Source organism: Streptomyces sp. NPDC015532 (genome assembly GCF_043078065.1).
Classification (GTDB): domain Bacteria; phylum Actinomycetota; class Actinomycetes; order Streptomycetales; family Streptomycetaceae; genus Streptomyces.
In genome coordinates this window covers 26,156-50,569 of sequence record NZ_JBIBSY010000029.1, presented here as the reverse complement: position 1 = coordinate 50,569, position 24,414 = coordinate 26,156, and the positions used below count along the sequence as shown (strand labels likewise).

The window sequence follows — 24,414 nt, the reverse complement described above, 5'->3', positions numbered from 1 at the left end:
AGCGGGAGGTCCGAGGGTTCACCGGCCAGTACGAGGAGACGCGCCTGCCGGGCCCCTACCGTCAATACGAAAGGTGGCGGCAGGGTGCTGTCACCGTGCGCAAGGGGGCAGGCCCGTCATGGGGAACGCAGACACACGGGTGCGCGGCATCGCCGCGCGAGCAGGCGGCTGGAGCGCCCGCCACCGATGGGCGGCCGTCGGAATCTGGGTGCTGTTCGTCGTCCTGGCGATGGGCCTCGGCTCCGCGGCGGGCCGCGTCGACGTCAAGGAGAGCGACCAGCTCAAGGGCGAGACGCACACCGCGGCCAAGATCATCGAGGACGCCGACATCAAGGAGCCGGCCAGTGAGACGGTCCTGATCCAGGCGAAGGACGCGGGCACCAAGGCCACGGACGCCGAGTTCCGGAGCGCGGTCGCCGCGGTCGTCGAGGCGGTCGGCGCCACCGGCAAGGTCACCGACGTGACCTCGCCCTACGACACGAAGACGATCTCGAAGGACGGCCGCAGCGCACTCGTGCAGTTCGACATGCGCGGCGACTCCGAGACGGCGGGCGAGCGCGTCGAGCCCGTACTGAACGCCGTCAAGGGGGTGCAGAAGGACCACGCCGGGCTGCGGATCGAGGAGATCGGCGGCGCCAGCATGATGAAGCAGTACGACGACGCGTTCGGCGACGACTTCCAGAAGGCCGAACTCTCCGCCGTGCCCGTGGCGCTCGGCATCCTGCTGATCGCGTTCGGCGCGCTCGTGGCGGCACTGCTTCCGGTGGCGCTCGCGGTCACCGCCATCATGGCGACGATGGGTCTGATGGGCGTCGTCAGCCATCTGATGCCGATGAGCGACACGGCCAACTCCGTGATGCTGCTGGTGGGTCTGGCCGTCGGTGTCGACTACTGCCTGTTCTATCTGCGGCGTGAGCGCGAGGAGCGCGAGGCGGGCCGTGACGCCGCGACCGCCCTGCGGATCGCCGCCGCGACCAGTGGCCGCGCCATCATCGTCTCCGGTGTCACCGTGTGCGTGGCGATGGCGGGCATGCTCTTCACCGGGCTCGCCGAGTTCGAGGCGATGGGCCTGGCCTCCCTGATGGTCGTCGCCGTCGCCATGGTCGGCTCGGTCACCGTGCTGCCCGCGCTGCTCTCCCTGCTCGGCGAGCGGGTCGAGAGGGGCCGCCTCCCGTTCCTGCACCGGGCCAAGCGACGCGACGCGAACGGCGGCCGGAGCAACCGTCGTCCGGCCGACGAGGGCAGCCGGTTCTGGAGCGCCGTGCTGCGCGTCGTGCTCGCCCGGCCCGCGATCTCCCTGGTCGTCGCGACGGGCACGCTGCTCGCCATCGCCGCTCCGGCACTCGGCATGAAGACCCAGCAGCTCACCCTGGACAAGGAGTTCGGCGACTCGCTGGCGATCGTCGGCACCTACAACCGGGTCAACGACGCCTTCCCCGGCGGCTCCGAGCCGGCCGAGGTGGTCGTCAAGGCGCGGGACATCGAAGCCGCCGAGGTGAAGGCGGCGCTCGCCGACTTCCGTACGACGGCGATCAGTTCGGGGGCCTCGCGCGGTCCGGTCGACATCAAGGTGCACGCGGAGCACAACGTCGCCTTCGTCTACGTCCCGCTGGTCGGCGACTCCGACCAGGACAAGGCGGAGAAGAGCCTGGAGCTGCTGCGTGACACGGTGCGCCCGCGGACACTCGGCAAGGTCGACGGGCTTCAGGCGCCCATCACCGGCCAGGTGGCGGGATCGCACGACTTCAACGACCAGCTCGTCGGCTCGGTGACCCCCGTGTTCGCCTTCGTGGTCGTCTTCGCCTTCCTCCTGATGCTGCTCTCCTTCCGGTCGCTGACGATCGCGATCACCTCGATCGTCCTCAACCTGCTCTCGGTGGCCGCCGCCTACGGCATCCTGGTCGCGGTCTTCCAGCACGGCTGGGGCGCCTCCCTGGTGGGCGCCGAGGGAGTCGGCGCCATCGTCGCCTGGCTGCCGCTGTTCCTCTTCGTGATCCTCTTCGGGCTCTCGATGGACTACCACGTGTTCGTGGTCTCCCGTATCCGTGAGGCCCGGCTGCGCGGTCGCAGCACCAAGGACGCGATCCGGCACGGGGTGGTCACCACGGCCGGTGTCGTCACCAGCGCCGCCGTCATCATGGTCGCCGTCTTCGCGATCTTCGGAACGCTGTCCATGCAGTCCATGAAGCAGATGGGTGTCGGCCTGGCGGCCGCGGTGCTCATCGACGCGACGATCATCCGGGGTGTCCTGCTCCCCGCGGTGATGGCGCTGCTCGGCGAGCGCAACTGGTACCTGCCGAAGTGGCTGAACCGGATGCCCGACCTCACCCACGACGAGGCCCCCGAGGCGGTCGCGTCGCCGGTGCCCCAGGGCGAGCGGGCCGGGGTCTAGCCGGCCCGCACCGGCCGCCCGCCGCCTCGGCCTCTGCCTCTGCCTCTGCCACTGCCACTGCCACGTGCTGGGTCGGACGGTCGGTCGCTCGGGAGAACCGCACACCGCACAGGGCCTGTCGGCCTCCTCCTCCGGGAGGGGCCGGCAGGCCCTTCATCCGGTCCGGCCTGGGGGAATGCGAGACTGACCGACGGACGGCGCGCACCCGGAGCCGTCGTACGCGAGGGCCGCGCGGGCGGCATGCGAGCACACGGAGGCGAGCGATGGACGAGGCACGGGCGCGGGACGTACTGGCCGCGGCGAAGGTGCTGCCGGGACCGGTACGGGACGCTTCGCTCCTCGCTCTCGGCGAGAACGCGGTGTTCGGCGCCGGTGACCTGGTCGTCAAGGTGGGGCGCGACGCCGAGCTCCACGACCGGGCACGCCGGGAACTGGCCGTCGCCGCCTGGCTCGCCGAGTCCGGCGTCCCCGCGGTGCGGGCCGCCGAGCCGGAAGCGCTGCTGATCGACGGACACCCCGTGACGGTGTGGCACCGGCTGCCCGACGCCGTCCGCCCCGCCGAACCGCGCGATCTGGCCGGGCTGCTGCGGGTGGTGCACGCGCTGCCCTCCCCCTCGTTCGCGCTGCCGCCCCGCGAACTCCTCGGCGGTGTGGAGCGCTGGCTGCGTCTGGCGGGCGACGCGATCGCCCCCGCGGACGCGGCGTATCTGCGGGAGCGGCGCGACGGCTTCGCCGCGGCGGCCGCCGCGCTCACCCCGCACCTCCCGCCGGGCCCGATCCACGGCGACGCGCTGCCCCGCAACGTCCATGTCGGCCCGGAGGGTCCGGTCCTGGTCGACCTGGAGACCTTCGCCGCGGACCTGCGGGAGCACGACCTGGTGGTCATGGCCCTGTCCCGCGACCGCTACGGGCTTCCGGCCGAGGCCTACGACTCCTTCACGGGGACGTACGGCTGGGACGTCCGGGCGTGGGAGGGCTGCTCGGTGCTTCGGGGTGCCCGCGAGACCGCGAGCTGCGCCTGGGTCGCCCAGCACGCGCCGACGAACCCCAAGGCGCTGGCCGAGTTCGAACGCCGGGTGGCGTCACTGCGGGACGGCGACGAGACGGTGCGCTGGTACCCGTTCTGACCTCACGCCGGTCACCGCCCGAGGCCGCCCGCCTGCCCGAGGCGGCCGGCCCGCCTGAGGTCGCCCGCCCGCCTGAGGTCCCCTGACGCCCGAGGTCGCCTGACGGGCGCTAACCCCGCCCCCGGGCCGGGTGAGAGGTGTTCGTCCGCCCCGGACCGGGTCAGACGTGTTCGTCCGCCAGGTCCCGCAGCGGCCAGGTCCCGTCCACCACCGCGTCCGTCTCGCCCTTGCGGCGCAGGAAGGACTGGAAGTCCGCCGCCCACTCCGCGTACCACTCGATCTGTCGGCGGTGCAGCTCGACGGGACCGAGGGCCGCGACCTTGGGGTGGCGGCCGGCTATCGCGCAGGCGAGCCGGGCGGCGGCGAGGGCGTCGGCCGAGGCGTCGTGCGCGGAGTCCAGGACCACCCCGTACTCGGTGCAGACCGCCTCCAGGTTGCGCTTGCCCCGGCGGTAGCGGTCCACGGAGCGGTCGATCGTGTACGGGTCGATGACCGGAGCCGGGTCCATGCCGCCGAGCCGCTCGCCCAGCGACGGCAGTCCGTACCTCCGCAGCTCGGCGGAGAGCAGTGTGAGGTCGAAGGCGGCGTTGTACGCCACGACCGGGACGCCGGTGCGCCAGTAGGTCACGAGGACTCCGGCGATGGCGTCGGCGACCTCGTCCGCGGGGCGGCCCTCGGCGGTCGCGCGCTCGTTGGTGATCCCGTGCACGGCGACCGCGTCGACCGGGATCTCCACGCCCGGATCGGCCAGCCATTCACGGCGGCCCAGCGGCTCTCCGCCCTTGACCTCTATCACGGCTCCCGTGACGATCCGCGACTCGCGCGGATCGGTACCGGTCGTCTCCAGGTCGAAGCCGATCAGCAGCTCCCGGTGCCAGCCCATGGGTGGCCCCCCTTCTTCGTGGTGCTTTCCCCCAGTGGTCTCCACGATCCCATGGGCCACTGACAATCCGGGGACCGCGTTCCACCGGGCCGGAAGAAACGGCCTTTCAGGACACAGGCCGCGAATCGGCCCAGGCCACCTCGAACTCCTCGCGATAGGTGGGGAAGAGCCCCTCCTCGCCGATCTCGTCCGGTTTGAGCAGCCGGCTTCCGCCGCGCAGCACCAGGACCGGCGCCTCCATGCCCCGCGTACGGCGCAGATAGGACTGCACGACCGCGATGCCGTCCGAGCCGTCCCCGTCGACGAGGTACGCGGTGAAGCGGGGCGTCTCGTCGTACACCTGGATCTCGAAGGCGTCCGGGTCGCGCAGCCGGGACCGCACCCGGCGCATGTGCAGGATGTTCATCTCGACCGACCGGCTGAGCTCGCCGCGCCGGATGCCGAGTTCGCGCTCGCGACGCTTGACCGCGCTGGACGCGGGGTTCAGGAACAGCAGCCGGGTGCGGCAGCCGGACTCGGCGAGGCGGACCAGCCGGCGCCCGGAGAAGTTCTGCACCAGCAGGTTCAGGCCGATGCCGATCGCGTCGAGCCGGCGGGCTCCGCCGAAGAGGTCCTCGGCGGGGAACTGGCGCAGCAGCCGCACACGGTCGGAGTGCACCCCGACGACGTCCGCGTAGCGGTCGCCCACGAGTTCCTCGACGGCGTCCACGGGCAGTCGGCGCGCGGAGGGCACATCGCTCCCGGCGCCCAGGATCTCCAGGAGCTTCGCCGCCGCCCGCTCGGCCTGGTTCAGGACGGCCTCGGACAGCGCCCGGTTGCGCGAGACGACGTTCCGGGTCACTTCCAGCTCGTCCAGGGCGAGTTCGACGTCCCTGCGTTCGTCGAAGTACGGCTCGAAGCACGGCCAGTGCTGCACCATCAGCTCGCGCAGCTGGGGCAGCGTCAAAAAGCTCAGCACGTTGTCGTCCGCCGGGTCGAGCAAGTACCCCTTGCGGCGGCTGACTTCGCGTACGGCGACGGCGCGCTGCACCCATTCCTGGCCGGCCGGGCCGGCGGCGGCTACCACCCAGTCGTCGCCGTGGACGGGTTCGTAGATGGGACGGAGAACAGCGGCCACGACCGCGCGCAGCCGCTGTTCGACCAGGTTCAGCCAGATGTAGGCACGCCCGGCCCGCTGGGCGCGCGTACGCACCTCGCGCCAGGCGTCGGCGCCCCAGTCCAGTTCCGGTCCAATGGATCCCATTTCCATCGGCCGTGCCAGGGACACCGCGCCGGGTGGGACATCTGTGGAGTTCCCCTCGTGACCCTCGTCACCAGGAGGCAGCTCCAGCCCTCCCGAGCCCACCCACGCACCGCCTTCCGCTCCCCCGAGCACTCCCCAGGGGCCAGGCCCCAATCAACGATCAAGGAAGGGTACTCCGGGAGCGGCGAGCGGTGCAGCCCGATGCACATGTCGTTTCCCAACTACCTTGGTTCGACATGCCCGTTCTGGTTCGCGAGCTCCGGAGGAGTGAGCGGATTCATAGCCGTCACGTCACGCGGGGCGATGGAGAATCCCTGCCAGTGGACCGGCATCGGCTGCTGGTCCTCGTCCCGGGCGACGTGGTGGAACCCCACGTTGACCCAGGCCACGGGGTGGGTGAGCGTCTGCCCGTCGATCCACTTGTCGACGGATTTGCCGTGCCCCGCACCGCAGTTGCGCAGGTTGTCGCTCGCGAACTGCTCGCACTTGTTGTACTCGGTGAAGTAGATGTCGTGCTTGGTGAAGGCACGGCCGAGGTACTTGGTGGTCGCGCCCGGGACGAACTCGTACGAGCGTGCGTGATTGTCCTTGTTCTTGCCGGAGTTGCTGACGATCCGCCACCAGCGCATGTTCTTGGCGTCGCCGGCGAGTTCCTTGCCGACCTTGGTGACCGTGGTCTTGTTGCTGGGGGCCTCCTGGCCCTGCGCGGGCGGGCTGACCACGGAGTCGTACTGCTCGACCTTGGCCTTGGACGAGCCGTCCAGGCCGAAGTTGAGCCGCCAGAAGACGTTGTGGCTGTGGCTCGTGGCGTAGTCCTTGGCGCCCTTGCCCAGCGGCCAGCCGCGGCCGTCGCCCGCGTCGTAGTCGAAGGGCGAGAGGCTGCCGGTGGCGCCGACGTTCATGTTGAGGGTGCCGTCGTCCTGGAAGCGCCACTCGGTGATGTACTCGTACCAGCCGACCTTGTTGACGGTGTAGACGAGCAGGTCCTTGCCCTGCTTCTGGAAGACCTTGTTCCCGGTCTCGGCCTCCATCCGGTAGGCGTGGCCGCGTGAACGGGTCGTGGTGCACAGGCCCTTGACGTTCGCGTGCTGCGGGTCCCAGGCGTCGGGGACCTTGACGGTCTTGATGGTGCCGCCGGGACACTCGGCGGGGACCATGTCGACCAGTCCCTGGCCGAAGCCCGCGCCGGTCAGGTCGCTGTACTCGACCGAGCCGTCGTCGTAGGGGACGTCGATCTGGGCGAGCTTGGCGGTGCTCAGGACCTTGATCGGCTGGGCCTCGCCGGGGGGCTGGTAGGAGATGTTCTCCAGGACGAGCCCGGCTTCGCTCTCGTAGTGCCAGCACATCCGCCAGGTGGTGCCGGTGGCGAGCTTCTGCTCGATCCGGTAGGCGGCGCTGCAGTCGGCGGCCGGGGCGGGAGCGGACCTGGGCTGGGCGACGGCCGGTCCCGCGGCCGTCGTCGCGCCGGCGGCCAGGGCGAGCGCCGAGACGCCCACGGCGGCCCGGCTGCGGGCACGGCTGTTTCTGTTGACGCGCATGAAGAAATGACTCCTTGCGGAAAGCTGTGAAGGTGGGAAGGAAAGACGGGCGGCGCTCAGCCGAGCTTGCCGACCTTGCGGGCGCTCAGGTCGATCACCAGGTCACGGCTGTCGATCCAGGGCCCGTTCTTGACCTTCGGGAAGAGCCGCACGCACCGGTGCTCGCCACAGGCGCCGAGGGCGGCGGGAGCGCCGGAGGTCGCGCGGTAGACCATGCTGTTGAGCATCAGCTGGCCGGGCGAGGTGAGTTCCTTGCCGGTCGCGTCCTTGAAGTCGGCCTTCAGGCCGGCGCCGAGCGGATCGGCGATCAGCAGCTGGGCGGCCTCGGTCATCTCGTCACGGCTGATCGGCGGCTGCACGCCGTGCTGGACGCCCGTCCGGTCGACCTTCCCGGTGTCGAGGTCGACGGTCTTGGTGACGAGCGTGTCGTCCTTGTAGTCGTAGAACGTGATGTCGGCGCGGCGCGGCGCGTCCGGGTTGTCCAGATCGGCCGTGTCGGGTTCGGCGAGGTCGACTCCGATGCGCTGTGGTCCGCGCGCGCCCTCGACGTTCTCGCTGGAGTCGAAGAGCGCCCGGTTCACCGCGATCCGCTCGGCGCGCCGCATCTCGTCGTCGGTCAGCGGGTCACGGCCCTTGCCCTTTCGGCCCTCGGCGGGCGCCCGCTCGACGACGCCGGGACGAACGGATCCGCCCGCCGCGTCCTGCCCCGCCTGCTGCGCGGTCCCGCCGCTTGCGCCGCTCCCGCTCGTCCCGCCCGATTCGTCGGCCCCCGCCGACCCCGGAAGGGTGACTCCGATCATCACGGCCGTCCCGGCCACCGCGATGGCCGCACCCGCCACCACCTTGCCCAGATGGCGGTGCACTATCTTGCGCACATTTCCCCCTACTCCCCCTACGTCCCCAGGAGTCGCTTGAGTCCCACTGGTTCGGCATACGAGATATGCCTGGTCGCGGGGTAAGAGGGATGTAAGTCATGTGAGGTTCCATCACTTTCGGGGAGACTCGGCTAGGACTCGCCCCCAGGGGCACGGCACTACTGGAAGAGTCAAATCCATGCAGGTCTGGCCTGGTGAGGCGTATCCACTCGGTGCCACGTACGACGGCGCCGGCACCAATTTCGCGGTCTTCTCGGAGGCCGCCGACCGTATTGAGCTGTGCCTTCTGCACGACGACGGCTCGGAGACGGCCGTGGAACTGCGGGAGACCGACGCGTTCGTGCGCCACGCGTACCTGCCCGGCATCATGCCCGGACAGCGGTACGGCTTCCGGGTGCACGGGCGGTACGCGCCCGAGCGCGGGCAGCGCGCCAACTCCGCCAAGCTCCTGCTCGACCCGTACGCGCGTGCGGTCGCGGGCTCCGTGAGCTGGGGCGAGGAGGTGTACGGCTATCCGTTCGGGTCACCCGACAAGCGCAACGACCTCGACTCGGCGCCGCACACCATGTCGTCGGTCGTGGTCAACCCGTACTTCGACTGGGGCGACGACCGGCGCCCCCGAACGGAGTACCACCACACGGTGATCTACGAGGCCCATGTGAAGGGCCTCACGATGCTGCATCCGGAGCTCCCGGACGAGCTGCGCGGCACGTACGCGGCGCTGGCCCACCCGGCGATCATCGACCACCTGACGAAGCTGGGCGTCACGGCACTGGAGCTGATGCCCGTACACCAGTTCGTGAACGACCACCGGCTGGTCGACATGGGCCTCAACAACTACTGGGGCTACAACACGATCGGCTTCTTCGCCCCGCACAACGCCTACGCCTCCTGGGGCGACCGGGGACAGCAGGTCCTGGAGTTCAAGTCGGCCGTCCGGGCACTGCACGAGGCCGGTATCGAGGTGATTCTCGACGTCGTCTACAACCACACGGCCGAGGGCAACCACCTGGGACCGACGCTCTCCTTCAGGGGCCTCGACAACGCCTCGTACTACCGTCTGGCGGACGACCCCCGCTACTACATGGACACCACGGGCACCGGCAACTCGCTCCTGATGCGCTCCCCGCACGTGCTCCAGCTCATCATGGACTCGCTGCGCTACTGGGTCACCGAGATGCACGTGGACGGCTTCCGCTTCGACCTCGCGGCCACCCTGGCGCGCCAGTTCCACGAGGTGGACCGGCTGTCCTCGTTCTTCGACCTCGTCCAGCAGGACCCGGTGGTCTCCCAGGTGAAGCTGATCGCCGAGCCCTGGGACGTCGGCGAGGGCGGCTATCAGGTGGGCAACTTCCCGCCTCTGTGGACGGAGTGGAACGGCAAGTACCGCGACACCGTGCGGGACATGTGGCGCGGGGAGCCGCGCACGCTGGCCGAGTTCGCGTCCCGGCTGACCGGCTCGTCCGACCTGTACCAGGACGACGGACGCCGTCCGCTCGCCTCCATCAACTTCGTGACCTGCCACGACGGCTTCACCCTGAACGACCTCGTGTCGTACAACAACAAGCAGAACCAGGCCAACGGCGAGGACAACCGGGACGGCGAGAGCCACAACCGCTCCTGGAACTGCGGGGCCGAGGGCGAGACGGACGACCCGGACGTGCTGGCGCTGCGGGGCCGGCAGCGGCGCAACTTCATCGCGACCCTGATGCTCTCCCAGGGCGTGCCGATGCTCAGCCACGGCGACGAGTTCGCGCGCTCCCAGGGCGGCAACAACAACGCGTACTGCCAGGACAGCGAGCTGGCCTGGGTGCCGTGGCCCGAGGAGGACTGCGAGCTCCTCGACTTCACGCGCGCGATGGTGTGGCTGCGCCGGGACCATCCCGTCTTCCGGCGGCGGCGCTTCTTCCACGGGCGGCCCGTCCAGGGGACCCACGACGAGCTCTCCGACATCGCGTGGTTCACCCCGGAGGGCCAGGAGATGACCCAGCGGGACTGGGGTTCCGCCCAGGCCCGGGCGCTGTCCGTGTTCCTCAACGGCAACGCGATCTCCGAGCCGGGCGCCCGAGGGGAGCGCATCGCCGACGACTCCTTCCTGCTGATGTTCAACGCCTCCCCCAAGCCCCTGGAATTCGTCGTACCGGTCGACCACGGCCGCCAGTGGCAGGTCGTCGTGGACACGTCCCTCCCGGAGGGAGTGGCCCCGGGTACGGGCGCGAAGGTCGCGGCCAGTGACCGGCTGACCCTGGTCGACCGGAGCATGACGGTGCTCCAGAGGCCCGCCTAGGAGGGCCTCTTCCCCGCCCCGCGCGTGTGGGTCAGTGCCGTGGGCCCACGCGCGCGGGGCGGGGCCGTGCGTGCCCTTCCTCGGCCCGCGCTGACAGAAAGGCGGCCGGAGGGGTACGTAACTGCGCATGACACCTGAGCGCCCCGAACCGGCGATCGCGGACTCGGTCGTCCCCGGCCCGGTCGTCCCCGTCGTGCCGACCGCCACCTACCGGCTCCAGCTCCAGCCGGAGTTCCCGTTCCGACGCGCCGAGGCGGCCGTGCCCTATCTGGCCTCGCTCGGCGTCTCCCACCTGCACCTGTCCCCTGTCCTGGAGGCCGTCCCCGGCTCGACACACGGCTACGACGTGGTGGACCACACGCGCGTACGGTCCGAGCTGGGCGGTGAGGAGGGGCTGCGTTCCCTGGCACGCACCGCGCGGGAACACGGCCTCGGACTCGTCGTGGACATCGTGCCGAACCACATGGCGATGGCCCCGCGCCACAACCACGCCCTGTGGGAGGTGCTGCGCGAGGGCCCCGGGTCTCCGTACGCGCGCTGGTTCGACATCGACTGGGACGCCCAGGACGGCCGGCTGCTGCTGCCGGTGCTCGGGGACCGCCTCGGCGCCGAGATCGGCCAGCTGAAGGTCGACGGCGACATACTGCGCTACTACGACCACGTGTTCCCGCTGCGCGAGGGCACCGCGCAGCTGCCGATGCCCCGGCTCCTGGACGCCCAGTGGTACCGCCCCGCGTGGTGGCGGCTGGCCCGCACCGAGCTCAACTACCGGCGCTTCTTCAGCATCTCGGAGCTCATCGGGGTGCGCGTCGAGGACCCGGAGGTGTTCGCGGCGACCCACGTGAAGATCCTTGAGCTCCTCGCCGACGGCGTGATCGACGGACTGCGCGTCGACCACCCGGACGGACTGGCGGACCCGGACGCCTATCTGTGCCGGCTGCACGAGGCGACCGGCGGCCGCTGGACGGTGGTCGAGAAGATCCTCGCGGACGGCGAGCCGCTCCCGCCCGCGTGGCCCGTGGCGGGCACCACCGGCTACGACGCGCTGCGGCACGTCGACGGCCTCTTCACGGACGAGGCGGGCGCGAGCCGGATGCTCGGCCGCTACCGGCGGTTCGCGGGCCCGCAGGCCGACCGGGGCGGCCACTGGGAGAGCACGGTGCGCCGGGCGGCGTACAAGGTGATCACGTACGAACTGGCCACGGAGGTCGAGCGCCTCACCCGCGAGGTGAGCGCGCTGTGCGCCGCCTCCCCCGACCCCGCCGCCCGCGACCACGCGCCCTGGGCCCTGGGCGCCGCGCTGCGGGAACTCCTGGTCCGGCTGGAGGTGTACCGGCCCTACCCGTCCACGGACGCGTCGGCGGTGGTCACCGAGCGGGCCGCCGCCGAGGCCAGGTCGGCGTTCCGGGTGCCCGAGGAGGCACATGCCGTGGATGTCGTACGGGGCCTGCTGCTCGGCCGGGACGGCGACGGGCCCGCGGAGGCCGCCTTCCGGGCCCGGTTCGCGCAGACGTCGTCGGCACTGCGGGCCAAGTCGGTCGAGGACACCGCGTTCTACCGCTACGTGCCGCTGCTGTCGGCGAACGAGGTGGGCGGCGATCCGGGCCGGCCCGCGGTGTCCCCGGACGACTTCCACGCCTACTGCGCGCGCGTGCAGCGCGACTGGCCCGCCACCGGAACCGTCCTGTCGACCCACGACACGAAACGCAGCGCGGACGTGCGCGCCGCCGTGTCGGTCCTCACCCAGTGCCCGGAGGCCTGGTCCGAGGTCCTGGCGGAGGTGGCCCAGGAGATGCCGGGAACCCCCGACCCGCACGTGGCGTGGGCCGCGTGGCAGACGGTGTTCGGACTCGGCCCGGCCACTGCCGAGGAGGGGGCCGAGGTCTACACGCAGCGCGTCCGGGACGCCCTGCTGAAGCACATCAGGGAGGCCGGCACGCGCACCGCCTGGACCGAACGCGACCCCGCGTACGAGGACGCGGTGACGGCGTTCGTCACCGACGGGCCGTGCGGGCCGCCAGGACGGCACGTGGCCGCCTTGCGGGCCTCGCTGGACCCGCACGTGCGGGCCAACGTCCTGGGGGCCGCCCTGGTCCATCTGACGATGCCCGGGGTGCCGGACGTGTACCAGGGCACCGAGGACGAGTACCGGGCGCTGGTGGACCCGGACAACCGGGAGGCGTTCACGCCGCGCGACCCGGCCGCGGAGAAGCCCGCGCTCACGGCCACCGCGCTGCGGCTGCGCGCCCGGCGGCCCGACGTCTTCGGCGACGCGGCGACGTACGCGCCGCTGTGGGCCGAGGGGCCTGCCGCCGAACACTGTGTGGCGTTCGTGCGGTCGGGAGAGGTGATCACAGCCGTCACCCGGCTGTCGCTGGGACTCGCCGAGGCCGGCGGCTGGCGGGACACCGTCCTCGGCCTCCCCGATGGGCGGTGGGCCGACGTGCTCCCCTCCGGTTCCGCGGAGCGGGAGTTCACGGGGCACGCGCGCGTGGCGGACCTCTTCGGAAGGTCACCCGTCGTGCTGCTGGAGCGCGTCAGCGCGGACACACCGGAAGGGTCCGGGGGGAACGGCTGACCAGACCCTCGGGGCGCGGCCGGGGCCCGGAGGCCCTGCGCAGGCCCGGCAGCACGGTCAGCAGGGCGCGCAGCCCGGCCTCCGCCGTGAGCCGGGCCAGCGGTGCGCCGAGGCAGTGCCGCGCTCCCGAGCCGTACGCGAGGTCGCCCGGGTCGGCGCGGAAGATGTCGTAGCGGTCCGGGTCGGCGAACCGGGCCGGATCGCGCCCCGCGGCGCCGAGCAGACACGCCACGGTGGCGCCCTCGGGTATCGGGCCGATGGCCTCGCGTGCCCGGCGGGGCACGATCTGGATCGGCGGGTCACGGCGCAGCGACTCGTCCCAGGCGGCGCCCGCCAGCCCGGGGCGGGCGCGGATCAGGTCGAGTTGGCCCGGATGGTCGAGGAGGTTGGCGAGGAACGACGCGAGGGCGCGCGCGGTCGTCTCGCCGGCCGCGCCCAGCACGGTCCCGGCGAGCTCGGTCACGGTCCCGTCCGGCAGCGGCCGTCCGTCCGGGCCGGCCGTGCACAGCGCGGACAGCAGGTCGTCACCGGGGTGGGCGCGGCGGCGGACCAGGTGGGGGCGCAGGTAGGCGTCGAGTGCGGCGCGGTGACCGCCGAGATGGTCGAGTCCCGTTCGGCACCAGGCGTGTACGCGCACGGTGTCCTCGTACGGCAGTCCGAGCGCGGTGACGGCCGCGGCGGCGGGCAGCCACCGGCAGAACTCGGCCACCAGATCGGCCTCCTGACGGGACGCCAGGCGGCTCGCGAGGACGTGGGCCGTGCGCTCGACGCCCGCCCGCAGAGCGTCCGTCACCTGGCTCCTCAGCGCCGCGGAAGCGAGGGCCCGGTACGCGTCGTGCGTGCGGCGCTCCGCGTGGGCCGGTACCGGGCCGGGTGACGGCGCGACGAGCCGCGGGTCCGCGAGCGCGGCGCGCACATCGGCGTACCTGCTGATCAGCCAGGCGCCGAAGGGCTCGTCGTGGACCAGGGGGAAGTTTCCGCGCAGGGTGCGGTAGAGCGGGTGGGGATCCCGCTCGGTCCCCGGATCGAGCAGGCTGGCGGGGCGCCCGCGCGGCGGCCTGTACGACCCGCACGGCCCGTCCGCCGAACGAGAGGACGGGTCCGACGGGTCCGACGGGTCCGACGGGTCCGACGGGTCCGACGGGGTGAAGAGGACCACCGACGCACGGGCCGGCGCCGGGGCCACGACCGACGGGGGCTGCGCGACCGCGCCGGACCACAGCGCCCGCGCATCCGCACGGGCCGGGGCCTGCCCACCCGTGGTGGCGTCCTCCGGCACCGGACCCGCCCCCGGCGGGAGCGGCTCGGCGTCCGACGGCGGGAGCGGGTCGGTGTTCGGAGGGGGCGGGATCGGGCGCGGGGGGATCGTGGGGGGCGCCGGCGGGGCGCCTTCGCCGGGAAGGCCATGTGGACACAGCACCGCGGGCCACCACCTCGGGTCTGCGCGCCGGACCCGCGCGCGGTTGTGTCCGAGTCGACCACCGCCCGCCCCGGACCGCAGTTCCCGTACACCCGGACGAGTGAATCGTGTACGTCGCCCCGGCTCGCCCGCCCGTGGCGCGCGCGTACGCCTGCGGCCTCCTCCCGAGCGCCCGTTCCGGGGCTCCCGCCCGGTACGCCGCAGGCCTGCGGGACGCCGTCCGCTCCGGCCGGAAGGGCCGGGCACCTTCCACCGCCCGTTGCCGGGGGAAAATGCCACCTGGGCTCCCCCGGGGCCGCGCCGACGCGTCCTTGACAGTTCTCCGAGACCGTGGAGTACTGCCAAAAGCGACGCAGGGCGGACAAGTCGGGGGTGAGTCATCTGCCGGAGTTGCGCTACCCCAGTGTGACCGAAATCGTGTCGTCCGCCTGGGCGCTGACGGCCCGCCGGCCCGACCTGTGCGTCCTCAGACAAGTGGGCGCCTCCCGCGCGGGCAGGCCCCTCCACCTGCTGTCCGTCGGTCATGCCCGGCGGGCGGTGCTCGTCGTGGCCGGGGCCCACGCCAACGAACCGACGGGCGGTTCGACGCTGCTGTCCCTGGCCGAACGTGTGCTGTACCGGCGGGAGTTACGCAGGGACACCTCCTGGCACTTTCTGCTGTGCGCGGACCCCGACGGGGCGAGTCTTCATGTGACACCCGCGCCACGGACCCTCCTCGACTACCACCTGGGCTTCTTCCGTCCGGCCGGACCCGAGCAGCCGGAGTGGTCGCCCTCCGTCCTGCCGCCCGACCGGCTGCCGCCGGAGACGCGGGCGCTGACCCGGGTCATCGACGAGGTGCGGCCCTATCTCCAGGTGACGCTGCACGGGACCGATCTGGGCGGCAGCTGGGTGCAGTTGACCAAGGACATCCCGGGCCTCGCGGAGCCGTTCGCCAAGTCGGCCGCGGAGCTGCGCATCCCGGTCGAGACGGCCGCCTCGGACGCCGCGGGCTGGCCCGCCTCCGGGCCCGGGGTGCATGTGATGCCGGCGCCCGGCTCGGACACGGCGTACCCGAGCATGCCGGACGACGCCCGGCACAGCACCTGGTACCACGCCCACCGGTACGGCGGTCTGACGGCCGTCGTGGAGGTGCCGATGTGGGCCAGCGACCTGGTGGACGATCCGGCGCCGCACCCCGCCCCCGCGGCGGCGTTGCGGCGCCTGGCCCAGCGGCTGGTGACGGACGCGGGCCAGGTGGAGGAGGTTCTCGGGCGGGCCCTGCCCCGGCTGCGGGGTCCCGACGGGCCGTTGCTGCGGGCCGCGAAGTGGGCGCTGGACCTGGTGCCGGGGCTGGCGGCGGACTGGTCGCTGCCACCCCCCGTGGACACGACGATGGCGTACGTGGGCAGCGTGGACGCGTTCGGCCGGCGGATACCGCTGCGGGCCGCGTCGATGCTGCTGCGCGTCCTCCAGGAGGCCGGCGACCGCGAGGCACCCCACCTCGAACAGCTGGTCGCCGGCTGGAGCGACGCCTTCGCCGAACGCTTCCGGGCCCGCTGGGTGCCGCTGGAGAACCAGGTCGAGCACCAGGCCCGTACGGTGATGGCGGCCGCCCGCCACGCACGCGACGGCGCCGTCTGACTCAGCGCGCCAGGTCGAACACCGCGCCCGTCCCTGCCCCCATCACGCAGGAGTTGGAGAACGTGTGCGTGTAGTCGACCCGGCGGCCGTCCCACACGCCGTACGCCGACGCCGTCACCGGTGCGTAGAGCATCGGGCACATGGCACCGGAGCGGCGCGGGATGCGGCCGATGTCGCCCCCGGCGGCGACGAGTTGCCGGCAGGCCAGGGCGGCGTGGGCGTGGCCCCGGGGCGGGTCGCAGAGCAGCAGGACGCCGCGGGCGTCACCGGCGCGGGCATCACGGGCTCGGGCATCCCGGGCTCGGGCATCACCGCCGCGGGCATCCCGGGCTCGGATGGCACCGGCTCGGGTGGCACCGGTTCGGGCGTCGCCGTGGGTGACGGCGAGGCGGAGCCAGTTGCCGGGCATCCCGTACCCGGGGGTCGCGTGGGCGGCGGGAGCCGCGCCCGCCAGGAGGAGCGCGAGCGGGACGAGCAGGCCGGCGCGGATCGCTCGAAGGGTTGTCGTCATTCCCCGTGCATCGGCACCGTGGCCTGCGCGGTCCAGCCGGAGTCACCCGAACGGGAACGTGTGCCGGTGTGGCGCCCGGCGAGGTCGAACGCCGCCAGCACGACCCGGGCCTGGTACTCGACCTGGCGCGCGACCGGAATCCAGCGTGCTCCGCAGCCGTCGCGGTAGTCGGCGCACCACGCGTCGATCAGCCGGTCGAGCTCGGGCAGCGCGCCGCACGGGTCCTGCCCGGAGGCGGTGACGAGCTGGTGCAGCAGCCCGGCCGTGCGCAGCGCGACCCTGCGACCGGCCAGGCGCAGGGCGGTGAGCCGGGCGGTGTCGAGCGAGGGCAGGGCGCGCCCCCCGGCGTCGCCCACGTCGGGGTCCCAGGAGTCGGCGAGTCCGGGTCCGACCAGTAAATAGTCGTCGACGGGCGCGAGCAGACGGGTCGCCTCCGGCGAGCTGCCGAGGCCGGGCCGCACCCGGGCCAGGATGTCCTCCAGGACCCCCGTGTCGTGCCGCAGGGTACGGCTGACCGAGCGCAGCACCGCGTCGGGATCGGCGGGCCGTGCCCGGTCCTCGACGGCGCCGACGCCCCACATGGGCGCCTCGACGATCGCGGTGACCGTGCCGTGCGGCTGCGGGTGGAACCAGGTGGAGTCGACGGCGGCCTCCGTGATGGCGGCGGCCAGGTCTCCCCGGCGCGGCGGCGGGACACGGTAGACGGCGGGGCCGAGCGCCGGCCAGTACAGGGTGTCGTAGGGGCCGAGTTCGCGCGGGATGCCGAGGCGGGCCGCGCTGTGCGCGACACGCTGGGAGAGGCCGGGCAGATCGCGGGTCAGCTCGACGAAGGCGCCGCCGACGTCGACGCCGTGCAGGGAGCACTGGAGGAACGGCCGCAGCTCGTCCTGGAGGCCCAGCAGGACGCGGGTCTCGGGCAGGGCGGCGGCGTCCGGGCCCTCGGGCAGCCATTCCGGCTGTTCGAGGAAGCCGGGCCGGAAGAAGTGCCGGAAGTAGTGGCCCAGCGTGTAAGGGCCCTGGAGCCAGGCCTCGTTGCGGCGGGAGCCGTCGGGGTCGAGGCAGAGCAGCAGGTTCCAGGTGGCGTCCGCGCCCTGGGTGAGGCGGGGGTCGGCGAGGGCCCGTTCGGCCAGCCGCAGGACGGTCGCGCCGCCGACGGGTTCGTTGGCGTGCGGTCCGGCGACGACGAGGACCTGGCGGCTGCCGTGTCCGACGGACAGGAGCAGCATCGGTGTGCCGGCCCGGGAGGTGCCGACGCGGCGCAGCCGGGCGTCGTCGGGGCGGCGTGCCACGAGGGCGGCGGCCCGGACGCCGAGTTCGTCCACGGTCGGGTAACGGCGCAGTGGCGGCAGGGCACACCTCCACTCGAACGATGCCGTCGTTCACCTGATGTGCACGAAGTACACACAGTCAGTCACGAATCCCGGGGGTACGTCAACACCACGGGAGCGAGAGGATGTTGCGGGGGCCGAGGGGTGAACCCCGGTCCGAGCCCCTCTCCGGGCGCGCCGGGGCTCCTCTCCCCTCCCGCGCGGCGCCCCCGGTTCAGGCCGAGGCGAGGCGGAACAGCATGCGGCCGAAGCCGATCTGGTCGCCGGCCTTCACGACGGACGCGCCGATGACGCGCCGTCCGTTGACGGTCGTGCCGTTGGTCGAGCCGAGGTCGCGCAGCACCCAGACGCCGTCCTGGCGGCGCAGTTCGGCGTGCACCCGGGACACGGTCTCGTGGTTGAGACGCAGTCCGCTGGCCGGGTCGCGGCCGATGCGCAGCGGGAAGGCGTCCCTGGGGTCGGGCAGCTGGAGCTTGGGCAGCCGTTCGGCCTGCCAGGCCCGGCGCAGCCGGACCGTGAAGCCGGACACGGCCTCCACGGTGCCGAACACCCGCTTCGACCAGCGCCGCGCGGCGGGCCCGTCGCCCGTGGGCAGGTCGGCGGTGAGCACGGCGAGTTCCTCGGAGCGGCGGGCGGACAGGACCAGCTCCATGCGTCGGATGAACGTGTCGTGCGAGAGACGGCCGAGGGCGACGCCGTCACGGAGGGACTTGAGCGCCCGGTCGCGCTCCGCGTCGGACAGCCGCGCGGGGTACGTGTGGAACTCGAAGGACGACGTCACGCTCGTGATTGTCGGCCAGTAACGACAGGGTGTCCAGAAGACGCGGAAACGGCTGGTCGAACCACGTGCGGCCGTTCGCGCGACCAAAGGGCGGCGAACACGCGGCAAAAGGGTGGATCGGAAAGCGAATTGATCTCCTGTGGAGCACCATGGACGGGCCGAGTCTTTGCGAGCCGACAAGGGGGAAGCGTCCATGCGATTCGAGGTGTGGGCACCACGGGCCGACCGGATGACGCTCCATTGCGTCGGTGTCACGAGCGCGTTGGAGCGTGATCCCGGGCGTGCGGGGTGGTGGACGGGCGAGGCCGAGGCGGCGGAGGGGACCCGGTACGGGTTCGCGGTGGACGACGGTCCGGTCCTGCCCGATCCCCGCTCGCGCCGTCAGCCGGACGGCCCCGACGGGCTGAGCGCCGTGGTCGACCCGGCGGGGTACGTGTGGCGCGCCGACTGGCCCGGGCGCCCGCTGCCGGGCGCGGTCCTCTACGAACTGCACGTGGGGACGTACACCCCCGAGGGCACCCTGGACGCGGCGGCGGACCGGCTCGGACACCTCGCGGAACTGGGCGTCACACACGTCGAGTTGATGCCGCTGTGCCCGTTCCCCGGCCGGCACGGCTGGGGGTACGAGGGGGTCTCCCTGTGGGCGGTCCACGAGCCCTACGGCGGTCCCGAGGCGCTGAAGCGGTTCGTCGACCGGGCGCACGGACTCGGTCTGGGAGTCGTCCTGGACGTCGTGCACAACCATCTCGGCCCGTCCGGCAACCATCTGCCCGCCTTCGGGCCCTACTTCACGGACACCCACCAGACGCCCTGGGGTTCCGCGGTGAACCTCGACGCGCCCGGCTCGGACGAGGTGCGCGCGTATCTCGTGGGCAGCGCGCTGGCCTGGCTGCGCGACTACCGGCTGGACGGGCTGCGCCTCGACGCGGTGCACGCGCTGCGGGACACCCGGGCGGTGCACTTCCTGGAGGAGCTGTCGGCGGCCGTGGACGCGCTCGCCGGCGACCTGGGCCGGCCGCTCTTCCTGATCGCCGAATCGGATCTCAACGACCCGCGGCTCGTCACCTCCCGCGAGGAGGGCGGTCTCGGGCTGCACGCCCAGTGGAACGACGACTTCCATCACGCGCTGCACACCACGCTGACCGGCGAGGCGCAGGGCTACTACGCGGACTTCGCGCACCCCCCGCTCACCGCGCTGTGCAAGACGCTGACGTCGGGCTTCTTCCACAACGGCACTTATTCCAGCTTCCGCGGGCGCCGTCACGGCCGTCCGCTCGACCGTGCGCGGGTCTCGGCGCAGCGGCTGCTCGGCTACACGCAGACCCACGACCAGATCGGCAACCGCGCCCAGGGGGACCGGCTGTCGGCCTCCTGCTCCCCCGGGCTGCTGGCCTGCGCCGCCGCGCTGACGCTCACCGGGCCGTTCACGCCGATGCTGTTCATGGGCGAGGAGTGGGGCGCCGCGACACCGTGGCAGTTCTTCACCGACCACACCGACCCCGAGCTCGCCGAGGCCGTACGGCGGGGCAGGCGGAGGGAGTTCGCGGCGCACGGCTGGGCCGAGGAGGATGTGCCGGATCCCCAGGACCCGGCGACCCGGGACCGCTCGTGTCTCGACTGGTCGGAACCCGAAAGGGCCCCGCACGCCCGCCTGCTGGCCTGGTACCGCGACCTGATCGCCCTGCGCCGGAGCCAGGCCGACCTGTCGGACCCCGACCTCGCGGCGGTCAGGGTCGCCCATGATCCGGCGGCCCGCTGGGTCGCCGTCCGGCGCGGGGACGTCCGGATCGCCGTGAACCTCGGCAAGGACCCGGCGGCGATTCCTCTCGGTATCCGCCGTGTGCGCGTCCTCGCGGCCTGGGACCCGGTCGAGGCACCGGGCACGGACGGGGTGCTGACCGTGCCGGGCGAGTCGTGCGTGGTGCTGACCCAGGCGTGAGGCCGTCTCCCGCGGGCGCCCCTAGGGCGCCTCGTCCGGGGCGTCCCGCAGGTCCGTGACCCGCTCCAGCAGGATCGGCTCCCAGGCGCGCGCCAACTGAGCCCGCCCGAGCGCCAGTTGTCCGGCGTCGGCGGCGCGGAGGCGGTCGGCGAGCCGGACGACGGTGTCGCAGCGGGCGAGCCACAGGCCGCGCAGACAGGGGCGGGCGGCGTAACCGGCGAGGGTGGCGGCGCGTACGGCCGCGGGGGCGCCGACCGCGAGGGCCAGCCCCGCGATGTCCTCGGCGGGATCCCCGGTCACCGCGCCGGTCCAGTCGAGGACGCCCCGTACCCGGCCGTCGGGGCTGACCACGAGGTGTTCGCCGAGGAGTCCGTGGTGCACGAGGACCGGGGCGCCGGTCTGCGCGCCGAGCTGCACGGCGGCGGGCGCGGCGAGCTGGTCGAAGCGGGCCGGGTCGAACTCCTCCGCGGGGAGCCGTTCGGCGGCCCGTACGGCGGCGGCCCGCAGGGCCTCCAGGGAGCGCTGCGGGGTCCTTGGCACCCCGAGCGTCTCGGCCTGCCGTACGGGGACCTCGCGCAGCCCGGTCAGCAGGTCGGCCAGGTCGGCCTCGCCGAGTGCCGAGACGGCCTGCTCCTCGCCCGGGACACCGGGCAGCTTGGTGTCCAGGGTGTAGGTCACTCCGCTCGCCCATTCGCCCTGCGCCACGCTCATGGGAACGGTGCCCCCGACGAACGGGCGGACCAGATCGCGCAGCCGCAGTTCACGGCGTTGCCGCAGGGAGGCCTCGCGGTCGGGGGCGAGCCGCAGCACATGGCGTCGGCCCACCCACCAGGTGTGCCCGCCCTGCTCGCGGACGGGCCGTACGTCCGGTCCCGGACCGGGTGCGGCGTCGTCGGAGAGCAGGGCTCGGACCAGCCGGCGGACGGTATCGGGGGTCGGTACGGGTGCCGGTGTCGGTGTCGGGTTCATGGTCGCGCCCTTGTCGTCCGGGGGCGGGGGCGTAGGGGTCGCCGCGTGGTGTGCGGGCACATGTCAGTCGACGATCACCATCTCGCGGGGGGTGTTGTTGAGCCGGCGTCCGCCGTCCTCGGTCACCGTGACGATGTCCTCGATCCGGACCCCGAAACGGCCGGGCAGATAGATCCCCGGCTCCACGGAGAAGCACATGCCGGGAACGAGGGGCTGTTCCTCGCCCTCGACCATGTACGGCGGTTCGTGGGTGGTGACGCCGATGCCGTGCCCGGTGCGGTGGATGAAGTACTCGCCGTAGCCGGCGGCCTCGATGACGGCGCGCGCGGCGCGGTCGATGTCCTGGCAGGCGGCCCCGGGACGGACGGCGCGGAAACCGGCCTCCTGCGCCTCGCGCACGATGTCGTGGACCTTGCGCTCCTCGTCGTCCGGTTCGCCGACGTGGACCGTGCGGGAGGTGTCGGAGCCGTAGCCGTCCTTGAGGCCGCCGAAGTCCAGGACCACCATGTCGCCGGCCTCGATCACGCGCTCGTCGGCCTCGTGGTGCGGGTTGGCGCCGTTGGGACCCGAGGCGACGATGGTGAAGTCCACCTGGGAGTGTCCGAACCGGCGCAGCAGATCGGCGAGGTCCTTGGACACCTCCGACTCCCTGCGGTCCGCGAAGCGCACCTTGCGGATCTCCTCGAACGCCTCGTCGGCGGCGGCGCCGGCGGCCGCGAGCCGCTCCAGCTCGGCCGCGTCCTTCACGGCCCTGAGCATCGGCAGGACCTCGGTCAGGGCCGCGTAGCGGGTGTCGGGGAGCCGCTTCTGCAGGCCGAGCAGGTGCAGGGCCCAGCCGTTGTCGCTGATGCCGAAGCGGCCCGCGCCGTCCAGGAGGGGCGCGGCGGCCGCGTAGGGGTCCGCGCCGTCGGTCCAGGCGTGCAGCGTCAGCGCCGGGGCGCCGGCCGACTTGGCCGCGTCGGGCGCCTCCAGGGTGGGCACGACGAGGGCGGGGTCGTGTCCCGCCCGCAGCACCAGCAGGGTGAGCCGCTCCGTCTCCACCGGGCGGTATCCCGTCAGCCACACCAGGTCGGGCCCCGGCGCGACCAGGACGCCGTCGAGTCCGGCGTCGGCCGCGGCCCGGGCGGCACGCCCCATACGGGCCTCGTAGTCGTCGGCGGTGAAGGGCGCGGGTGTGGCGGCGGTCATCCATGCCTCCGTGTGTGCGGAGTTCCCCAGGGGGCTACGGCAGCATCCTGCCCCTCCGGTGGGGTGTACGCGAGCCGGTCGTGAACGCGCCCGCTCAGCCCTCCAGGGCGAGGCGGGCTCCCAGGAGCAGCAGGACGCCTCCGGAGACCTGCTCCAGGCGCCGGCGCACGCCCGTCCGGGACAGTACGGTCTTCATCCGGCCGACGAACCACACGTAGACGCCGTAGTACCCCACCTCGTAGACCGCCCAGAGCGCGGCGAGCCCGAGCATGGCGGGCAGGTGCGGGGCGCCCTCGGGCACGAACTGCGGCAGGAAGGACATCGCGAAGACGGCCGCCTTGGGGTTGGCGAGGTTGAGCAGCAGCCCGCCCCGGTAGGACGCCCAGGCGCTCTTCTCCGCGCCCTCCCAGCCGCCGTCGGCCGCTCCCCTGGACCGGCGTGCCTGCCACAGCGTCTGGACGCCGAAGCCGACGAGCACCACGGCGCCGACGACCCGCAGGACGCCGTACGCCATCTCGGAGGCGGCGAGCAGAGCGGTGAGGCCGAACGCGGCGACGGCGCCCCACAGGAAGACGCCCGTCTCGTTGCCGAGCACGGTCAGGAAACCGGACCGCCTGCTGCCCAGGGACCGTTTGATGATCAGCACGGTGCTCGGTCCGGGCGAGGCCGCGATGAGGGTGCAGGCGCCGAGGAAGGCGACGAGGGTGCTCAGCATGCGGCCATCGTGACGGGCTCCGGCTCCGTTGACCAGCCCCTTTCTCCCGCGCCCGGCGCGATGGCCCCGTACTCGCGAGAGGGCCCGGACCGGGGCGCCTCAGGTCGCCGTGCCGGGGACCGCGGACAGACGCCCGCGGCTGCCGTTCGCGTGGCGCACCCGCAGGGTGACCTCCCGGCCCGGCCGCGCGTCCGCCACCGCGCGCGCGAGGTCGGCGGCCGAGGTGATGCCGGTCCCGTCGAGGGCGAGCAGGGTGTCGCCGCGCACCAGGCCCGCGCTGTAGCCGGGACCGGGGAGGCGCACCCCCACGATGAGCGCTCCCGCGCCGCCGTGGGCGTCGACGGCCTCGACGCCGAGGGTCCCGTGGACGGACTGCCGCTCGGACTCCCCCGGCCGGACCGGGCCACCGCCGGACCCCGCCATGGAGCCGGGGGCGGCCCGCGGCACAACGGACCCGGCTGCCCCGGCGCCCCGCGGCACGGCGGACCCGGCGGCCCGCGGCACGGCGGACCCCGCTGCCCCGGCGCCCCATGGCACGGCGGACCCGACGGACCCGGCGACCTCGGCGCCCCGTGGCACGGCGGACCCGGCTGCCCCGGCGCCCCATGGCACAGCGGACCCGACGGACCCGGCGACCTCGGCGCCCCGTGGCACGGCGGACCCGGCTGCCCCGGCTGCCCCGGCGCCCCGCGGCGCCTCGGAGCCGGCGGAGGGCTGCCCTGTGCGCCCGGACGCACCGGCCCGCTTCTGGAGGTCCGCCAGTCCGCTCACCCCGATCACGGTCGCGCCCATCGCGCCGAGCCCCACGCCGGACAGAACGAGAACCACCCCGGCGAACACCCCGGTCAGCAGGGTGGCCAGGCGTCTGCCACGGCGCCGCGACGCGTCCGGAACCCGGGCTCCGGGCCGACGGGTGCCGCGGGACGGACGGGGGCCGGACGGGTCCCCGCCCGGCATCGGCTTGGGGCGCAACGCGGTGTGTTCCATGAATCGCCTCCGGCGGACTCCGGCAGATGT

Annotated in this window: 18 protein-coding genes; 6 read left to right on the top strand and 12 right to left on the bottom strand. The window is 73.1% G+C overall.

Annotation, left to right across the window (positions count from 1 at the left end; translation table 11 throughout):
* Window positions 1-118: 118 nt before the first annotated feature.
* Window positions 119-2,392, top strand: a complete 2,274-nt coding sequence (locus ACF07B_RS42325) for an MMPL family transporter (protein WP_392182864.1) — start codon at window positions 119-121, stop codon at window positions 2,390-2,392.
* 263 nt (window positions 2,393-2,655) lie between these two features.
* Window positions 2,656-3,519 (top strand): phosphotransferase enzyme family protein, encoded by an 864-nt coding sequence (locus ACF07B_RS42320; RefSeq protein WP_392182863.1) that lies wholly within the window; start codon window positions 2,656-2,658, stop codon window positions 3,517-3,519.
* Window positions 3,520-3,679: 160 nt separating this feature from the next.
* On the opposite strand, the gene ACF07B_RS42315 is transcribed toward ACF07B_RS42320, so the two are convergent.
* The 4 genes from ACF07B_RS42315 to ACF07B_RS42300 all read right to left on the bottom strand — a co-directional run bounded on the left by ACF07B_RS42315 (window position 3,680) and on the right by ACF07B_RS42300 (window position 8,058).
* Window positions 3,680-4,402 carry a 3'-5' exonuclease gene (locus tag ACF07B_RS42315; protein WP_369482322.1) on the bottom strand — a complete coding sequence of 241 codons (723 nt, stop codon included), beginning with the start codon at window positions 4,400-4,402 and terminating at the stop codon, window positions 3,680-3,682.
* Window positions 4,403-4,508: 106 nt separating this feature from the next.
* On the bottom strand, window positions 4,509-5,747 hold the full coding sequence (locus tag ACF07B_RS42310) for an SAV2148 family HEPN domain-containing protein (protein ID WP_392182862.1): 1,239 nt from the start codon (window positions 5,745-5,747) through the stop codon (window positions 4,509-4,511).
* A 119-nt stretch (window positions 5,748-5,866) separates the two neighbouring features.
* Window positions 5,867-7,183 (bottom strand): copper amine oxidase, encoded by a 1,317-nt coding sequence (locus ACF07B_RS42305; protein WP_392182861.1) that lies wholly within the window; start codon window positions 7,181-7,183, stop codon window positions 5,867-5,869.
* Window positions 7,184-7,239: 56 nt separating this feature from the next.
* Window positions 7,240-8,058, bottom strand: a complete 819-nt coding sequence (locus ACF07B_RS42300) for a Tat pathway signal sequence domain protein (protein WP_369482325.1) — start codon at window positions 8,056-8,058, stop codon at window positions 7,240-7,242.
* A 178-nt stretch (window positions 8,059-8,236) separates the two neighbouring features.
* Here ACF07B_RS42300 and glgX point away from each other — a divergent pair, with 178 nt between their 5' ends.
* Both glgX and treY read left to right on the top strand, forming a co-directional pair.
* Window positions 8,237-10,345, top strand: a complete 2,109-nt coding sequence (gene glgX, locus ACF07B_RS42295) for a glycogen debranching protein GlgX (protein ID WP_362405235.1) — start codon at window positions 8,237-8,239, stop codon at window positions 10,343-10,345.
* Window positions 10,346-10,472: 127 nt separating this feature from the next.
* The gene (treY, locus tag ACF07B_RS42290; protein WP_392182860.1) at window positions 10,473-12,923 is read left to right on the top strand and encodes a malto-oligosyltrehalose synthase; all 2,451 of its coding nucleotides are present in this window, start codon (window positions 10,473-10,475) and stop codon (window positions 12,921-12,923) included.
* Here the strand turns inward: treY and ACF07B_RS42285 are convergent.
* The gene (locus ACF07B_RS42285; RefSeq protein WP_392182859.1) at window positions 12,883-14,202 is read right to left on the bottom strand and encodes a cytochrome P450; all 1,320 of its coding nucleotides are present in this window, start codon (window positions 14,200-14,202) and stop codon (window positions 12,883-12,885) included. The two genes, treY and ACF07B_RS42285, sit on opposite strands and share 41 nt — an antisense overlap.
* A 513-nt stretch (window positions 14,203-14,715) precedes the next feature.
* Here ACF07B_RS42285 and ACF07B_RS42280 point away from each other — a divergent pair.
* Window positions 14,716-15,966 carry a M14 family zinc carboxypeptidase gene (locus tag ACF07B_RS42280; protein WP_392182858.1) on the top strand — a complete coding sequence of 417 codons (1,251 nt, stop codon included), beginning with the start codon at window positions 14,716-14,718 and terminating at the stop codon, window positions 15,964-15,966.
* Between the two features lies 1 nt (window position 15,967).
* Here ACF07B_RS42280 and ACF07B_RS42275 read toward each other — a convergent pair whose 3' ends face one another.
* The 3 genes from ACF07B_RS42275 to ACF07B_RS42265 form a co-directional block, all read right to left on the bottom strand.
* Window positions 15,968-16,477 carry an SSI family serine proteinase inhibitor gene (locus ACF07B_RS42275; RefSeq protein ID WP_392182857.1) on the bottom strand — a complete coding sequence of 170 codons (510 nt, stop codon included), beginning with the start codon at window positions 16,475-16,477 and terminating at the stop codon, window positions 15,968-15,970.
* Window positions 16,474-17,799 (bottom strand): M14 family zinc carboxypeptidase, encoded by a 1,326-nt coding sequence (locus ACF07B_RS42270; protein WP_369482331.1) that lies wholly within the window; start codon window positions 17,797-17,799, stop codon window positions 16,474-16,476. The genes ACF07B_RS42275 and ACF07B_RS42270 overlap by 4 nt, the downstream gene beginning before the upstream one ends.
* Window positions 17,800-18,019: 220 nt before the next feature.
* Window positions 18,020-18,586 (bottom strand): FHA domain-containing protein, encoded by a 567-nt coding sequence (locus ACF07B_RS42265; RefSeq protein WP_392182856.1) that lies wholly within the window; start codon window positions 18,584-18,586, stop codon window positions 18,020-18,022.
* 193 nt (window positions 18,587-18,779) lie between these two features.
* On the opposite strand from ACF07B_RS42265, the gene treZ reads away from it, so the two are divergent.
* A complete protein-coding gene (treZ, locus tag ACF07B_RS42260) occupies window positions 18,780-20,525 on the top strand; it encodes a malto-oligosyltrehalose trehalohydrolase (protein ID WP_392182855.1) in 1,746 nt (581 codons plus the stop codon).
* Between the two features lie 21 nt (window positions 20,526-20,546).
* Here the strand turns inward: treZ and ACF07B_RS42255 are convergent, their stop codons facing one another.
* From ACF07B_RS42255 to ACF07B_RS42240, 4 genes are all read right to left on the bottom strand, one after another.
* Window positions 20,547-21,494, bottom strand: a complete 948-nt coding sequence (locus ACF07B_RS42255) for an aminoglycoside phosphotransferase family protein (protein ID WP_392182854.1) — start codon at window positions 21,492-21,494, stop codon at window positions 20,547-20,549.
* A 63-nt stretch (window positions 21,495-21,557) separates the two neighbouring features.
* Window positions 21,558-22,682 carry an aminopeptidase P family protein gene (locus ACF07B_RS42250; protein ID WP_369482334.1) on the bottom strand — a complete coding sequence of 375 codons (1,125 nt, stop codon included), beginning with the start codon at window positions 22,680-22,682 and terminating at the stop codon, window positions 21,558-21,560.
* Between the two features lie 94 nt (window positions 22,683-22,776).
* Window positions 22,777-23,397, bottom strand: coding sequence for a LysE family translocator (locus ACF07B_RS42245; RefSeq protein ID WP_384238354.1), 621 nt, complete (start codon window positions 23,395-23,397; stop codon window positions 22,777-22,779).
* A gap of 99 nt (window positions 23,398-23,496) precedes the next feature.
* The gene (locus tag ACF07B_RS42240; RefSeq protein ID WP_392182853.1) at window positions 23,497-24,384 is read right to left on the bottom strand and encodes a PDZ domain-containing protein; all 888 of its coding nucleotides are present in this window, start codon (window positions 24,382-24,384) and stop codon (window positions 23,497-23,499) included.
* Window positions 24,385-24,414: the final 30 nt, after the last annotated feature.

Bases quoted from the DNA above. Each gene is read 5' to 3' on its own strand.
- treZ (WP_392182855.1), top strand. From the start codon at position 18,780: ATGCGATTCGAGGTGTGGGCACCACGGGCCGACCGGATGACGCTCCAT.
- ACF07B_RS42305 (WP_392182861.1), bottom strand. From the start codon at position 7,183: ATGCGCGTCAACAGAAACAGCCGTGCCCGCAGCCGGGCCGCCGTGGGC.
- ACF07B_RS42275 (WP_392182857.1), bottom strand. From the start codon at position 16,477: ATGACGACAACCCTTCGAGCGATCCGCGCCGGCCTGCTCGTCCCGCTC.
- ACF07B_RS42240 (WP_392182853.1), bottom strand. From the start codon at position 24,384: ATGGAACACACCGCGTTGCGCCCCAAGCCGATGCCGGGCGGGGACCCG.
- ACF07B_RS42245 (WP_384238354.1), bottom strand. From the start codon at position 23,397: ATGCTGAGCACCCTCGTCGCCTTCCTCGGCGCCTGCACCCTCATCGCG.
- ACF07B_RS42315 (WP_369482322.1), bottom strand. From the start codon at position 4,402: ATGGGCTGGCACCGGGAGCTGCTGATCGGCTTCGACCTGGAGACGACC.
- ACF07B_RS42255 (WP_392182854.1), bottom strand. From the start codon at position 21,494: ATGAACCCGACACCGACACCGGCACCCGTACCGACCCCCGATACCGTC.
- treY (WP_392182860.1), top strand. From the start codon at position 10,473: ATGACACCTGAGCGCCCCGAACCGGCGATCGCGGACTCGGTCGTCCCC.
- ACF07B_RS42250 (WP_369482334.1), bottom strand. From the start codon at position 22,682: ATGACCGCCGCCACACCCGCGCCCTTCACCGCCGACGACTACGAGGCC.
- ACF07B_RS42320 (WP_392182863.1), top strand. From the start codon at position 2,656: ATGGACGAGGCACGGGCGCGGGACGTACTGGCCGCGGCGAAGGTGCTG.
- ACF07B_RS42325 (WP_392182864.1), top strand. From the start codon at position 119: ATGGGGAACGCAGACACACGGGTGCGCGGCATCGCCGCGCGAGCAGGC.
- glgX (WP_362405235.1), top strand. From the start codon at position 8,237: ATGCAGGTCTGGCCTGGTGAGGCGTATCCACTCGGTGCCACGTACGAC.